The following is a 15,037-nucleotide window of genomic DNA, read 5'->3' on the forward strand; positions in this document are numbered from 1 at the left end:
TTCCTAAAAGTCAGGATAGTGAAAACAATAATTTGAACTCCACCTTTAGTAGGGAATACAGTTTTATGCTTAGTCAGTTTATATCTCCAAACTTGACATAGTTTGATATAAGATAAATATTGGTGTGCGTATGCGAATTTGACTGTACCGCACTGATTTTATATAGACTCTATCAAGGACAAACGCTTCACTGGCAAACAAGCACGTATCTTTTCAAAGGTGCTTGTTTCTTGCTCTACAAGCTCGATGTATCCAAGCTCTAAAAACATCTCGAACAACGGTTTTATACCACCAAAATCAGAAAATATATTGCACTTATCAAGTGAGTCGATATATTTTTGATAAGGAGTTTTACCATTGATCATGATAAGTAGAGTTCTAGCTTCTTGCGACAATACGCCCAAGCTTTTATTTTTGCTTTCGTGCCGACCCAGATCACTTTTTTGAAATATATCTGTACTATTCATAATATAGCCCCTAGTGGACAATTAGATAGACGCCACCTTCACTATGTATTGTCTTTTTAGGCATACCTTCTAAGAGCGTATCTTCATAGCTCTTGCAGTAGATAAAATGATAACTATAGGTTCGGTGTGCAATATAACCAATCATATTGATTCAATACGACTGGTTACTTATATATTGTTTGATGCAAGAGGCATGCCAGAACTAATATGCTGTCTGATAGTCACTTGATAAAATAATGACTTATGTGTACAAGTGAAAGTAATTTTGGTTCAGAAGAGACTAGAAGAATAAGCAGAATAGAGCTGAGATAGTAGGGACAATTAACACACCAATACTATCGATAGTATTAATACTAGGAAACCGAGTGCAAGTTATACTGGAGCATGCTAAGTGAAAGTGACGCCGTAGCTATACTAAAGTAAAAAGCCCGCATGACCAGTTTACGTTCAAATCTGGTCATGCGGGCTCAAAGAAATCAATGAATATCAGCTAATCTACAGGCTGACTGGATTAATCATTAAATAAGCGCTCATCAACTTTTTGACGAAACTTTTGGCCTGTTTTAAAGGTAACGACGCGACGGGCAGAAACAGCAACAGGCTCCCCTGTCTTAGGGTTACGGCCTGGACGGCTGTTTTTATCTTTAAGTTCAAAATTACCAAATCCTGAAAGCTTGACCTCTTTACCTTCAATTAAACTCTCTGATAACTCATCAAAAAAATTCTCAACCAAACAGCGGCTATCTTGACGCGTTAAGTTAAGCCGACTCATCAAGTGCTCAATCATGTCAGACTTGGTTAAGGTGCTCACAGTACGACTCCTATGCTATGTCGTGATGTTGGGTATGTATATAGCTTAGTGGTATAGCAACTAAACTGCTGTAATAACACCAATGCCGTCCCACTCTGCAAGTATTAGCCTGTAGATAGTAGGATGGTATTACGTTGGTGCTAATATTAATGATGGCATTGCTGCCAAGTGGAATAAGCTTAGCTATTATAAAGGATTTTTATCCTACTTTTAAGAGAACTGAAGATAAAATCCTTTATTAATAAGTGCTTAGCTATTTTTTATCTAATTTGTCTTTATATTGACTGGTATATTACCAGCTAGCTGTCACGCAGCTGCGCTGAATGCTGATCTGCCAATGCCAATACAACTTTGTCCGTTGCAGCCTTCACCGCGTCGTCTGATAAGGTTTGCGTACTGTCTTGCCATATTAGCGCAAAGGCCAATGAACGCTGGCCGGTGGGCACCTTGTCGCCTTGATAAACATCAAATAACCATAGATCAGTCAGCATCTCACCTGCCGCAGCGCGTATCGTCGACTCTAATGTCTGTAAGCTTATTTCACTATCCACTAAGATGGCAATATCACGGCGTACTTGTGGGAATTTACTTGGTGTAATGATCTCGTGTTGCTCACGTACTAGAGTCAGCAGTGGCGCAAGTGACAACTGAGCGACCCAAGTAGCTGGCAAATCTAACTGTTTGGCAGTATTAGGATGCAATTGACCCAACCAACCGACATACTCATCATCGATATATATTTTGGCACTCTGACCAGGATGCAAGAAATTAAGATCACTGCGCTCATAGCGAATACGGGCGCCATCTATTTGCGTAGGTAATAACTGCTCCATGTCATGCTTAAGATCATAAAAGTCTAAAGCACGGTTTTGATAGGCTTGCTCGTCCCAGACATCACCAACTGCCACCAAAGCAATACTTGGCGTTTGTACCAAATCACTAATGCTATGACCGACGAAGCTAAGACCCGTCTCAAAGAAGCGGATACGTGGCTGCTGACGGTTCAGGTTGTATTGCACACAGGGTAATAAGCTTGACAGCAAAGTACGGCGCATTACGGCTAAGTCACTGGAGATAGGATTGGCCAATGCCAACACCTCTCCCAATGCTTCATCGTCGAGCAATGCTTCTAATTTTGCATCACTGAAGCTAAAGCTAATGGCTTCCATATAGCCATTGTTGACCAGTACCAGCTTCATCTCATGAGTCAAATCCGATGTATCGTCATAGTCCATGCTGACTTGCAAGTGCGGCAAGACGCTCGGAATATTGTCATAGCCATAAATACGGGCAATCTCTTCGATTAAGTCTTCCTTGATGCTCATATCAAAGCGATAAGATGGCGGCGTACAAATAAGGCTATCTGCCTGCTGCGCGACTGTAAACCCTAACTGCTCTAAAATACGTACCATCACTGCTGGTTCAACCTCAATGCCGATGACATCGCGAACCTTAGCGGCTGGCAAAGTAATTGGTGCACGTGCTGGTAAGTGCTCAGTACTTTCCGCTTTGACTTTTTGACCTGCTTGACCGCCTGTAACGCTAGTGATCAAATCGCAAGCACGTGCCAGCGCAAGCTCTGGTAACTCAAAGTCTACCCCACGCTCAAAGCGTTGTGAGGCATCTGTATGTAGACCGAAACGGCGGGCACGCGCAGCGATAGCCATCGGACTAAAAAAGGCGCTCTCTAATACAATATTAGTCGTGCTATCGGTCACACTACTACGCTGACCACCCATGATACCGGCAAGTGCCAGTGCGCCTTTATCATCAGCAATCACTAACTCATCGCCAGTTAAAGTAATGGTTTGCTCATTGAGTAAAGTAATGGTCTCTTGCGGCTGCGCCAAACGCACAACGATATCACCCACAATGGTATCAGCATCAAACGCATGTAGCGGTTGCCCTAGCTCCATCAACACATAGTTGGTCACATCAACCAAGAAATTATGCGAGCGTAGTCCTGACTGCACCAAGGCGTCTTGCATCCATTTTGGTGTCTCAATGCTACGATCTATATTGCTAATCGATTGTAATAAATAGCGTGGGCAAGCGGTGATCGCGCTTACGGTAACCGCTGGCGTAGCATCATTTTCAGCAACTTCTGCGTTGGCAGGAATCTCAGGCATTTGCATCGGCAAATCGTTGATGACCGATATCTCACGCGCAATACCGCGGACACTAAAGCAGTCACCACGGTTTGGCGTGATAGAGATATCGAATATTTGATTGTCTAAGCCCAAATACTCACGGATATCTGTACCGACGGGTGCATCTTCTGGCAACTCAAGCAGACCGTCAATATCGTCAACCAAATCAATCTCTGAAGCACCGCAAAGCATTCCGTTTGAGGCCACACCGCGTAGCTTGCTTTTCTTAATATTAAAGCCTGCATCGTCATTGGAAGGCAACACTGCCCCAACAGTCGCAACGGGCGCTTTCATACCGACATAGACGTTAGGCGCACCGCAAACGATTTGTAGCGGCTCAGCGGCACCAATATTAACCTGCGTGACGCGCAATTTATCGGCATCTGGATGCTGCTCGACGCTAATGACTTCACCAACAACTACACCACTAAAGGCACGGGCAACCGCAAAGCGATCATCAATCTCAAGCCCTGCCATGGTTAATTGTTCGGCCAATTGCTCGCTGCTATTGTTGGGATTCACCCATTGACGTAGCCACTGTTCGCTAATTTTCATAAATATCTCGGGTCAGAATTTTATAATAAAGATTTTGGATTAAAGGTTGGCGAATCAACTTGTTGTATTAACAAGGAGCACTGTTTATATAAACAGAGAGCACTCTAGCCAAACTGCTTTAAGAAACGTACGTCGTTTTGGAAAAACAAACGCAAATCATCGATACCGTAATACAGCATCGCAAAGCGCTCAATCCCCATGCCAAAAGCAAAGCCAGTATATTTATCGCTATCAATACCGCAGTTGGTCAGTACTTGTGGATGCACCATGCCGCAGCCCATAACCTCAAGCCATTTACCATTATCATCGAGGATATCTACTTCAGCAGAAGGCTCAGTAAATGGGAAAAATGACGGGCGGAAACGCACGGTCAGCTCTTTGGCAAAGAACGCTTCTAAGAACTCGCTAATCAAGCCTTTTAGCTCAGCAAAAGTGCTCGACTCAGTCACCATTAGACCTTCTAACTGATGAAACATCGGTGAATGAGTTTGATCCGAGTCATTACGATAAACGCGGCCCGGACAGATGATACGAATCGGTGGTTCGTTTTTTTCCATTGTACGAATCTGCACTGGACTGGTATGCGTACGTAATAGATAGTGCGCATCAAAATAAAAGGTGTCGTGCATCGCGCGTGCTGGATGATGCGACGGAATATTTAGGGCTTCAAAGTTATAATAGTCGCTCTCAACTTCAGGGCCAGTGGCAACGTTGAAACCCGCTTGTATGAAGTATTGCTGCATGCGCTGGGTAATCATGGTCACTGGATGCAGATGGCCTTTTTGACCACCGCGTGCAGGCAAGGTGATATCGATACGCTCGCTTTCAAGCTTGGCATTCAATGCGATAACTTCTAACTGCTGCTGCTGATCGGTCAATGCCTCTTGGATGCGGCTACGTACCCCATGCAACCAGCCACCATAGACTTTTTTATCGTCAGCATCGAGCTTGCCCATCTGCTTGGACCAACCCGTTAACGGGCTCTTTTTACCCGTCAACTGGACACGTAAGTCTTGTAAGGTGCGTGCATCGGTTACTTGTAGGATTAGAGCTTCAGCAGCGCTGGCAAACTCATTGAGCAGAGCTTCATTGAGCTCATTAAGCTCTGAGGACAAGGTCGGTAGCGCCGACAAGTCGTTGGTGGTAGCAGGGGTAGTCATAAGACGCATTATTCCTGATTTAAACGGGCTATTAATAATAGTGACTAGTAATTGTAGGGATTTGACCAAATATTGCAAACCATTTGCCCAATCATTTTAATATACAGACTGGTTGTATGAATGGCTTGAATATTTAGACAGTTAGAGCTGTAACAACACATCATGATAATAATACCATTTCCAAAAAGTGCGATTAACTTTGTCGAACTTGCTAAGCTTACTAGGAGTAGTACTAGCACAAGTTTTCCGCGCTACTCTAATTTTTGGAAATGGTGCTAATAGTAGAATACTTTAATATAAAAAAAGCCACCGACCAGCGGTAGCTTTTATTAATATCACACTATTAATCAATATTGTTCCTATCCATTTAAACAATCACTTAAAAAGCTGAATACCTAAAGGACAGTTAATATTTAGGCCAATTCCGCTTTTGCTTTTTCGACCAATGCGGTGAAAGCAGCTGCATCATGCATAGCGATGTCTGCTAGTACGCGACGATCGATTGCGATGTTTGCTTTTTTCATGCCATTGATAAAGCGGCTATAGCTTAAGCCGTTTAAACGTGCACCAGCATTGATACGTGCGATCCAAAGACGACGGAAAGTACGTTTTTTGTTGCGACGGTCACGATATGCATATTGACCAGCTTTGGTTACTGCCTGTACCGCTACGCGGTAAACACGTGAACGGGCACCGTAGTAGCCTTTTGCGCGCTTTAAGATTTTTTTGTGACGGCGATTTGCCTGTACACCACGTTTTACACGGGCCATAAATTACTCCAAGATATTTTTAATCACTGTTAAACGAATCACGATGTCATTCAATAGTAGACATCATTATCAGATTGCAAAGTCAAATATTTCTAATCCAGTAATACCAAATCAAACATAAATGACGATATGTCGGCTACTAGAGGTAAGGACACATACGACGAACTGCTGCTTCGTCAGACTTGTCTACCATCTTAAGACCGCGCAACTGGCGAATACGCTTAGGTGATTTCTTGGTCAAGATATGGCTTTTGAACGCTTGCTTACGCTTAAAACCGTTCGCTGTCTTTTTGAAGCGTTTAGCTGCACCGCTTCTGGTTTTCATCTTAACTTTCATGATGATTTGCCTCTTTGTCTTTGATAGAACCTGGTCGTCAAGTATAAAATTCAAACTAATGAACTACTTGCCTCGAGGTGGGAGGCGCTATTTTAGCAGAACTGCGACGATATTGCCAAGCAAAGTTTTGACACCGCTAGCAAAGCCTATATTTTGAGTCCAGTCGTTCTGATTTATGTATTTATTTTCTTGCTCAAACACCCTGCTCTGTACCTTTTACTTTCTAGCTGTAAAAAAGCTCATTCATGGCCACTATCGAGTTAATAATGGATAATTATGACCTTATAAAACAGCTGGTTAGCTTATACGACCGCTCATACCCAAATAGATTGAATGTCCTTCTCAGCTATGTTTTATTGATATTAACGAGAATAAAGACGACCAAATCATTGGTGGGGGAGAAAGCATTGAAAGATCAAGAGCTGGAATTCGACGACGGGTTATTTACCTTTGAAACAGTTATGCGTATACGCAATACAGAGATTGATATCGGTCAGCATTTGAGGTTAGAGTCTCTTACAGAGCTGCTGACAGAAGCGCAAATGAGATTTTTATACTCTAAAGGTATTAAAGAAATCACTGCCGACCGTCAGGGTTTGACTGTTACCAACTTACAGTTGGCTATCATCAGCCGTGCACGTGCCCGCGAAGATATTTTATTTGAGGTTGGCTTAGAGCAAATCACTGATAATGATGCTGATATAGCAATTAAAGTCACGCGTATGTATGATGGCACATTGGTAGCAAAAGCTCGTATGCACCTGAGTCTGTATGATTATCGCCTAAACAAAACCATAGCGCTTAATAAAAATATCAAGGACGCTTTAAACCAATAGCTGCTCAAGCTCTAAGAAGCCTCTTAATATTTACATAATACTCATGATTTAATTCTAACGACTCTACGAAATTGCACGCCGCTGCCAGCTCTTTATTGTATATTAGCAAAGCATTTATTGCTAAAATCTCAACCACCCTATCTCTTTATTCTAACTTATACAAGATGACTGACTATGACTGTACCCGCTTGGCTAGCTACTGTGAATTTCAATACTGATGGTCTGATACCTGCGATTGCACAAGACCATCAATCTGGGCGAATCCTGATGATGGCATGGATGAACGCCGAGGCATTACAGTTAACAGCACAAACGCAGACTGCGGTTTATTTTTCACGCTCACGTAATAAATTATGGCACAAAGGCGAGTCTTCAGGCCATACGCAACAGGTGCATGACATCCGCATAGATTGCGATACTGATGTCATCGTACTTAGCGTGACTCAAGTGGGTGGTATTGCCTGTCATACTGGCCGCGAATCTTGTTTCTATCAACGTCTAGACTTGACAGGCGCAGAGCCAGTTTGGCAAACAGTCGATGCCGTACTAAAAGACCCTGCTGATATTTATAATTCTAATAACAGCACTAGCAACTCTGATTCTGATGAGCCTTCCACCACCTCTTCCACTACCAAAGACAAGTTAGATAACCATAAGAGTAACTCTAACTCTCACAATACAACTATCCTATCCCAGCTTGATCGTGTGCTAGCAGAGCGCAAACAAGCCGATGCCGATAGCTCTTATGTGGCAAGCTTATACGCCAAGGGTTTAAATAAGATATTAGAAAAAGTCGGCGAAGAAAGCACAGAAAGCATCATCGCTGCCAAAGACTTTGCCAGTTGCGATGAAAATACCGATAAAATACACTATGATGAAGCGCGTCATGAGCTGATCTATGAGGTGGCCGATGTCTGGTTTCATACCTTGATTGGCCTTGCTTGGTTCGACATAGAGTCAGGTGCCGTCTTAAACGAGCTAGGTCGGCGCTTTGGCTTATCAGGTATCGATGAAAAAGCAGCGCGATAAATAGGGCATGGCCTCAATTCAATCGAAGGATACCTAAATGGGCTAAAAATGAGGTCACGCCCTAATGACATTGTAAAAACAACGTGCGAAATCTTAAAGTAAGCATTTACTCTGTTTGATTATGATTGCTTTCACCTTTTTGCCACAAGGGCAGGTTATAATGTAGGTCTTTTTTAACTTTGCATCTTACGTCTATATTTTTTATTTTTTTGTTTAATAGATCAATACCCTATAAAATAAAAGCATTCATGTAGATGTATTAAAACTAAGACATAAGGATACCGTTATGGGCAGTTTTTCCATTACTCACTGGCTAATTTTATTGGTTGTGGTGGTTATCGTATTTGGTACTTCCAAGCTCAAAAATGCTGGCAAGGACTTAGGCGGTGCAGTTAAAGGCTTTAAAGAAGCCGTCAAAGACGAAGAGACTGAGCATGCACGCAAGCACCGCGTTCTTGATCACGAAGCAGATACCCCTACTCCTGACCCACAAGCAGACACGCGTACTAGCAAAGAGGTTGATGATAAGCATCAGGTATAAATTGTGCCGCGTGATGAGAGCCCCTAGAATACCAATAAATATATTTGACAATTCTGTTTGATATCGGCTTTTCCGAGCTACTCTTGTTTGGCGTCATCGCTTTGATTGTACTGGGTCCAGAAAAAATGCCTCAGGCTGCACGCACGGCTGGACAATGGTATGGCAAAATGCGCCGTATGGTTTCCACTCTGCAATCTGAAATAGAAGCTGAGCTTGATTTGGCTGAAACTCGTAAGCTGATGCAAGATGAGATTGCCAAAATTCGTAAAACTGAAGCGGAAATGAAGCGTGAAATGGCTGAGATGCGCGGCAGCATGCAAGAGTTTGAGCAGTCACAAAACAAAAGCCTCAATACCATCCATCAGTCCGATACCGATGCTCTTGAAAGCAATACCGCGCAAAAATCTTCAGAGGTAAAAGCTGATCTGACAAAACAAGCACCAGCAGAGTTTGCTTATGATTATCAAGATCATGAAGGCTATCAAGACCACCAAAAGCAAGAAGGCTATTCGAAGAATGAAAAGCCTAAAACGCCTGCTAGTCTTAGCGAAGACAAGAGTCTCAATGAAGACTTAAATGATGGCTCACCGACTGTAGCAGCTCAGCCGATCATCACCAAACCATGGGAAAACATGTGGTTTCGACTGGGTAGCTACGACAAAGCCCGCCGTCTACCTCCAGCGCCACGCCTGCCTAACTATCAAGCCGATATCTTATTATATACACAGCCAGATACTCTAGGTAACACAGCATCTACTCCTTCATCGACAGAGTCTGCACCCTTAGATAAAAAGGAGGTGGATGAATGAATTTATTTAAAGGGCGAAAAAGCCGACAAGAAAAAATAGACAGCGCAAAAGACGGTGACTCTGACGACGGATCCCACTCTCTTGCTGATATGCCCATCACGGAGCACTTAATCGAACTGCGCTCACGTCTCATCAAAATTTGTGTGGCAGTGCTGCTGATATTCTTGCTATTGGCAGGGTTTTCACGTGATCTGTACGACTTTTTATCAGACCCTTTGGTTGCACAGCTGCCCGCCAATTCAACCATGATTGCCACAGACATTACCTCGAACTTCATGGCGCCGATACGCTTGACGATATTTGTCGCTGCATTTTTGGCAATGCCTTATATTTTGTATCAAATATGGTCGTTTGTCGCTCCAGGCTTATATAAAAAAGAAAAAAAGGTCGCGATTCCTGTCTTACTGTCGTCGATTGTGCTGTTTTATACAGGTGTCGCTTTTGCCTACTTTGTGGTACTCAAAGGGGTGTTGAAGTTCTTCATCATGTTTGCACCCCAAAACGTGCTGCCGATGACCGATATTGATAGTTATTTGAGTTTTTCCTTAAAGCTATTTATGGTGTTTGGACTGACCTTTGAGATACCTGTCGTCACCTTGCTATTGATATTGGCGCGAATTGTCTCCATTGAAAGCTTAGAAGATAAGCGGCGCTATATTATTGTGGGCTGTTTTGCTATCGCTGCGGTAGCCACGCCACCTGATGGTGTCTCTATGCTGATGTTAGCGTTCCCGATGTGGTTATTATTTGAGTTAGGGTTATTCTTGGCAAAAATTCTGATCAAAGAAGAGAAAGAACCTGAGTTATTAGCAGATAATGGTTAATGCTGCATCTTATAAGTACTAAAACGCAAGTGTGACTCTATACTTATATTTTGACAGCCCGCTTACCCTTCACCATAGCGTTTATTAATACCACTCAGTTGTTATTATAACTTTCGCAAAAACTAGCCATTGTGTCAGCAATGGCTTTTTTACCCCCGCCATTTTTAGTTTTAGGTAGCTTTTTTATGTCTGCATCTATGCCCGCTTATATGAGCGACCCAACCGATGAGCAGTTAAATGCGCTCAATATGGCGATGGATCACAAATCGTTCAAAGTTGTGGCCTATGCGGGTGCCGGTAAAACCACTACCCTAAAGCTCATTGGTGAGCGCTTGCGTGGGCGCGGATTGTATTTGGCGTTTAACAAAGGGATTGCCAATGATGCACGCGCAAAATTCCCTGGTCACGTCGATTGTCGCACCTTCCATTCACTGGCTTATCGACATGTCGCCCGTGATATTACGGCTAAGTTATCTTTGCCACGCTTTTCTCCAAAGCGTCTGGGCGATGATTTGGGATTACAACCAGTGCAAGTGCGTCGGCAAATGGATGGCGTTAACAAATACATTACTTTGACGCCCGCAAGGCTCTCGCGTTTTGTCAGTGATGCGGTCAGTAATTTTTGTAGCACCCATGCCAGCTATCCTGCACCAAGGCATTTGTTATTTCCCAGCTGGCTTGCTGAGTCAGATAGCGAGCAGCTACGTGAAATGCTCTACCCTGCCGTTGAGCAGCGCTGGTTACAATCTATTGATGCGCGTCATCCCGCTGGTATCGGTCACGATATTTATCTTAAATTGTGGGCGCTATCTAAGCCAAGCATTCCTGCTGACTTCATCTTATTTGATGAAGCACAGGATGCTGATCCCTTAATGATGGGGATTTTGACTCAGCAGCCACGGCAAGTGATCTATGTTGGCGATGCCCATCAGCAGATTTATGAATGGCGCGGCGCGGTGAATGCGATGAAAAAACTGCCATTGCCGCAAACCTTACTTACCCAATCTTTTCGCTTTGGCGAACCAATTGCCGAAGTTGCGAATACACTGCTAAAAGCATTACAAGAAGACGTGCCGCTCAAAGGCAATCCCAATAAGCAGTCCTCAACGGAAAAAGGCATGGTACATAGCAAAAAAGACGCCATCCTTTGCCGTACGAATGCCGCAGCAATGGCACAGTTACTGACAGGGCTTAAGCTTGGCCATCGGGTGGCTTTACAGGCCGATACCGATCGTATGCTGAAGTTCTGTCAGGCAGCAGAGAACCTTAAAAACGGTAAGTCGGCTTATGGCGTCCCTGAGCTGGCGTATTTTTATAATTGGAGTGATGTACAAGAGTATTCAGAGACCAATGAGGGGAGCGACCTTAAAACTCTGGTCAAGCTCGTCGATGATCACGGCACTAAGGTTTTGAGTCAAGCAGTCAATAGCTTGACCAGTATCGCCAACGCTGACTATGTCATCTCAACAGCACATAAAGCCAAAGGGCTTGAGTGGTCTCGCGTACAGCTAGATGATGACTTTTATTATGATGTCACGACTAATGGCATTAAAATCAATCCTGAAGAATTACGCTTGCTGTATGTCGCCTGTACCCGTGCCAAGACCAATTTAGACATTCATAATATTAAGGACTTGATATCGGGATTACAGACGGGCAAAAAGGTGATTTTTGGAACTTAACAGCCCTTCCATCTACCCATCTACTGTCAAACCCTTTAAGCCACGCCACTTTATAATGATGACTAGCCGCTAATGAAGAATGATACTCAGCAAGCTCAGCTTTTAGGGCAACACTCTCATATACAGCAGCTATTTGCACATCCTGTACGCCTCCTCGCACCAATGGAAGGCTTGACCGATCCTTTGATGCGGCAAATCTTAACGCAAATAGCAGCGGATTTAGGCCGACCTTATGATTGGTCCGTCAGTGAGTTCATTCGTGTCACCCAGAATGTCCTGCCAGCGCACGTATTTTATAAATATGTGCCCGAGCTGCATCATGATGCCAAGACCGCTTCTGGTACGCCCATTCATTTGCAACTATTAGGCAGTGAAGCACAGCTAATGGCAGAAAACGCTGCTTACGCGTGTGAGCTTGGTGCACCCGCTATTGATATCAATTTTGGTTGTCCTGCCAAGACCGTCAATAATCATCGTGGTGGCTCAGTTCTGCTTGATGAGCCTACTGTCATGTATGAGATCATCAGCGCGGTACGGCGCGCGGTGCCTGCCCATATTCCAGTATCGGCAAAGATTCGTTTGGGTTATACAGACACCAGTAGAATGGATGATATTCGCGGGGCAATTGCTGACAGTGGTGCTGATTGGCTGACCATTCATGCACGTACCAAAACCCAAGGTTATAAGCCGCCCGCTTATTGGGATAAGATTCAGAGCTTTAATTCGCTAGATATTCCAGTCATTGCCAACGGTGAGATATGGGATGCAGAGCAAGCACAAAACTGTATGGCACAGTCAGGCTCGCAGCATCTTATGCTTGGCCGCGGTGCAGTCACCCGTCCAGATTTGATTGCGCAGGTTGATGGCTTCAAAAAGAACCTAGAAAGTTTAGATACCTATACAGAACTCTCATGGCAAGATTTGATAGCGCATCAGATTAAGTTTTTAGAAGGACAAGCCAAAAATGATATCGTGTTGGTAGGACGTTATAAGCAATGGCTAGGGATGCTCACTAAAGGCTATCGTGAGGCGCAAATATTATGGGAGAGCATTAAACGCGAAAAAAACAAAGCAACGATCATTAGTGCCCTGCAAAGCAGCGTGCAGTAACGCCGCCTTGATGGGCTTCTACGGTAATGAGTTATAAATAACACCTAAACAACTAGGTACTCATGCGAATCGCTAGATAAAACAACATAAAGCAGCAAGCCATTGACAGCGCCCATAATATCGAACGAAATATCGATAAATTAATAATATAGGCTACGCCATAACCAATCCGAATAAAGACATACAACCAGGCCAAGTTGTTAATTATTGACTGTGGCACAAAAAACAGCATCGCTACCAATACCGCTACTAAAAACACGGGCAAAGTCTCAAAGCTGTTTTGTTGGGCGGCGTTCGCTCTGGCCGCCTTCCCTGTAAGCTTTGCTAATGCTTCTCTAGGGTGTGCATTGTCTGCCAGTTGAAAATTTCCAAACATTTTTGCCAGCATCGCAAACACAAACGGTAATATACTGGCGATTACCATGGCCCAAATTGCGGCGGCAGCAGTATCAGGAATAAACCCAAAGAGTGTACTCATTAGTGTATTAACCCCTACCCTGCAATGACTTCAAAATCATGGGTAACATTCACCCCACCTTGTACTAGCATGCGACTGGCTGAGCAGTACTTATCGCTTGACAGCCTGATGGCACGCTCAACTTGCTTGTCTGAAATATCCTGACCTGTTACCACAAAATGCATATGAATATCGGTATACACCGCTGGGACAGTCTCTGCACGCTGAGCCGTCAGCTCACAACGCACATCCTGTACCTCTTGACGCGACTTTTGCAAAATCGCCACCACATCATAACTGGCACAACCACCAAGCCCAAGCAGGATTAGCTCCATCGGGCTTGCGCCTTTTTCTTTATCCGCATCAATCTGTACATTATGACCAGATGGCGCCACGCCCATAAACGCTTTATTTTCTTGCCACGTCACGCTTGCTTTTAACTCTGCCATTTCGCTGTCCCTTTTCTTAATTGCTCTTTGATTGTGCCAAGTCGGCTAGATGTTTTTGTATTGAATGATCTTTATTGGATCTTCTTTATTGAATGACCTTCATCGAGTGATACAACCGCACATGGCTAGTGTAACATAAGCCAAAACAGGATTTTATAGCGTAACTGTCATTCGTTATAACATGCTAGCAAAAATCCAGTCACATAACCCCTATAAGCGCCGGTAAAACCCTTAAGCTAAACCTTTGATTTATAAGGTTTATATTTGTGAAACATTTTATAGCAAAATAGGGTTACACATTTCGACCAATTCTTGGTTTAATAACGGTAATGAATCTTATTTTGAAATGGTATTGATGACAATCGACTTATAATAATTATGATTGTGGTCACTGTATCAGTTCGAGATAAGCTATTTTTAAATAAATTAAAAGGGTTAGTCATGATAGATGCAGACGGCTTTCGCGCCAATGTCGGCATCATCTTGGCAAATACACAAGGGCAAGTTCTGTGGGCGAAACGTATTGGTCACAACGCTTGGCAGTTTCCTCAAGGCGGTATCGACCGTGGGGAGACGCCGATGGATGCGATGTATCGCGAGCTCTGGGAAGAGGTCGGCTTGCATCCGCGTCACGTAGACTTATTGGCAGTGACGCAAGATTGGCTGCGTTATCGTCTGCCAAAACGTTACGTGCGTCAAGGACAGTATCCTTTGTGTATTGGGCAAAAACAAAAATGGTTTTTGCTACGCTTAGATGAGCCGAATACTCAACACATCCGCTTCGATGAGGGCAAACCAGAATTTGACCATTGGCAATGGGTCAGCTACTGGTATCCACTCGGACAAGTGATTCACTTCAAACGCGGGGTATATCGCAGAGCTTTGCAAGAGCTCGCACGTGAGTTACCTCTTAGACAAGAGCTTATTATTCCTGAGCAAGACAATCATTTGTTGATGGAATAAACAGCTGACTTGATATACTTCACACAATAAAAACGCCCACTCTGATATCTAGAAACCCTAGAGGCCAGAGTGGGCGTTTTTATTGTG

Annotated in this window: 16 protein-coding genes; 8 read left to right on the forward strand and 8 right to left on the reverse strand. The window is 43.7% G+C overall.

The features are described from left to right. Positions 1-158: 158 nt before the first annotated feature. From JMX03_RS13190 to rpmI, 6 genes are all read right to left on the reverse strand, one after another. Entirely contained in the window at positions 159-467 is a 309-nt protein-coding gene (locus JMX03_RS13190) for a hypothetical protein (protein WP_201573278.1), read from the reverse strand. A 511-nt stretch (positions 468-978) separates the two neighbouring features. Then, positions 979-1,278: an integration host factor subunit alpha gene (locus tag JMX03_RS13195; protein ID WP_201573275.1), complete on the reverse strand. Its 300-nt coding sequence runs from the start codon at positions 1,276-1,278 to the stop codon at positions 979-981. A 299-nt stretch (positions 1,279-1,577) separates the two neighbouring features. Then, complete coding sequence (pheT, locus tag JMX03_RS13200) at positions 1,578-3,983, reverse strand: phenylalanine--tRNA ligase subunit beta (RefSeq protein WP_201597316.1); 2,406 nt, start codon at positions 3,981-3,983, stop codon at positions 1,578-1,580. Between the two features lie 104 nt (positions 3,984-4,087). Next, positions 4,088-5,143, reverse strand: a complete 1,056-nt coding sequence (pheS, locus tag JMX03_RS13205; RefSeq protein WP_201573271.1) for a phenylalanine--tRNA ligase subunit alpha — start codon at positions 5,141-5,143, stop codon at positions 4,088-4,090. Between the two features lie 413 nt (positions 5,144-5,556). Continuing rightward, complete coding sequence (rplT, locus tag JMX03_RS13210) at positions 5,557-5,913, reverse strand: 50S ribosomal protein L20 (protein WP_201573269.1); 357 nt, start codon at positions 5,911-5,913, stop codon at positions 5,557-5,559. 139 nt (positions 5,914-6,052) lie between these two features. Continuing rightward, positions 6,053-6,250, reverse strand: a complete 198-nt coding sequence (gene rpmI, locus JMX03_RS13215; RefSeq protein ID WP_201573267.1) for a 50S ribosomal protein L35 — start codon at positions 6,248-6,250, stop codon at positions 6,053-6,055. Between the two features lie 407 nt (positions 6,251-6,657). On the opposite strand from rpmI, the gene JMX03_RS13220 reads away from it, so the two are divergent. The 7 genes from JMX03_RS13220 (at position 6,658) to JMX03_RS13250 (ending at position 13,081) form a co-directional block, all read left to right on the forward strand. Continuing rightward, positions 6,658-7,086 (forward strand): acyl-CoA thioesterase, encoded by a 429-nt coding sequence (locus tag JMX03_RS13220; RefSeq protein ID WP_201573265.1) that lies wholly within the window; start codon positions 6,658-6,660, stop codon positions 7,084-7,086. A gap of 174 nt (positions 7,087-7,260) precedes the next feature. Then, entirely contained in the window at positions 7,261-8,115 is an 855-nt protein-coding gene (gene hisIE / locus JMX03_RS13225; RefSeq protein WP_201597318.1) for a bifunctional phosphoribosyl-AMP cyclohydrolase/phosphoribosyl-ATP diphosphatase HisIE, read from the forward strand. A 286-nt stretch (positions 8,116-8,401) separates the two neighbouring features. Further along, entirely contained in the window at positions 8,402-8,656 is a 255-nt protein-coding gene (gene tatA / locus JMX03_RS13230) for a Sec-independent protein translocase subunit TatA (RefSeq protein WP_201573254.1), read from the forward strand. Positions 8,657-8,700: 44 nt separating this feature from the next. After that, a complete protein-coding gene (gene tatB, locus JMX03_RS13235; RefSeq protein ID WP_227695794.1) occupies positions 8,701-9,465 on the forward strand; it encodes a Sec-independent protein translocase protein TatB in 765 nt (254 codons plus the stop codon). Continuing rightward, positions 9,462-10,289: a twin-arginine translocase subunit TatC gene (gene tatC / locus JMX03_RS13240; RefSeq protein WP_201597320.1), complete on the forward strand. Its 828-nt coding sequence runs from the start codon at positions 9,462-9,464 to the stop codon at positions 10,287-10,289. Before tatB ends, tatC begins: the two co-directional genes overlap by 4 nt. Positions 10,290-10,474: 185 nt before the next feature. Continuing rightward, positions 10,475-11,971, forward strand: coding sequence for a UvrD-helicase domain-containing protein (locus JMX03_RS13245; protein WP_201597322.1), 1,497 nt, complete (start codon positions 10,475-10,477; stop codon positions 11,969-11,971). A 72-nt stretch (positions 11,972-12,043) separates the two neighbouring features. Continuing rightward, positions 12,044-13,081, forward strand: coding sequence for a tRNA dihydrouridine synthase (locus JMX03_RS13250; RefSeq protein WP_201597323.1), 1,038 nt, complete (start codon positions 12,044-12,046; stop codon positions 13,079-13,081). 52 nt (positions 13,082-13,133) lie between these two features. Here the strand turns inward: JMX03_RS13250 and JMX03_RS13255 are convergent, their stop codons facing one another. Next, the gene (locus JMX03_RS13255; RefSeq protein ID WP_201573242.1) at positions 13,134-13,559 is read right to left on the reverse strand and encodes an MAPEG family protein; all 426 of its coding nucleotides are present in this window, start codon (positions 13,557-13,559) and stop codon (positions 13,134-13,136) included. 14 nt (positions 13,560-13,573) lie between these two features. After that, positions 13,574-13,987, reverse strand: a complete 414-nt coding sequence (locus JMX03_RS13260) for an OsmC family protein (RefSeq protein WP_201573240.1) — start codon at positions 13,985-13,987, stop codon at positions 13,574-13,576. Between the two features lie 441 nt (positions 13,988-14,428). Here JMX03_RS13260 and JMX03_RS13265 point away from each other — a divergent pair, with 441 nt between their 5' ends. Next, complete coding sequence (locus JMX03_RS13265; RefSeq protein ID WP_201573238.1) at positions 14,429-14,950, forward strand: RNA pyrophosphohydrolase; 522 nt, start codon at positions 14,429-14,431, stop codon at positions 14,948-14,950. Positions 14,951-15,037: the final 87 nt, after the last annotated feature.

This window comes from Psychrobacter fulvigenes (assembly GCF_904846155.1).
GTDB lineage: Bacteria > Pseudomonadota > Gammaproteobacteria > Pseudomonadales > Moraxellaceae > Psychrobacter > Psychrobacter fulvigenes.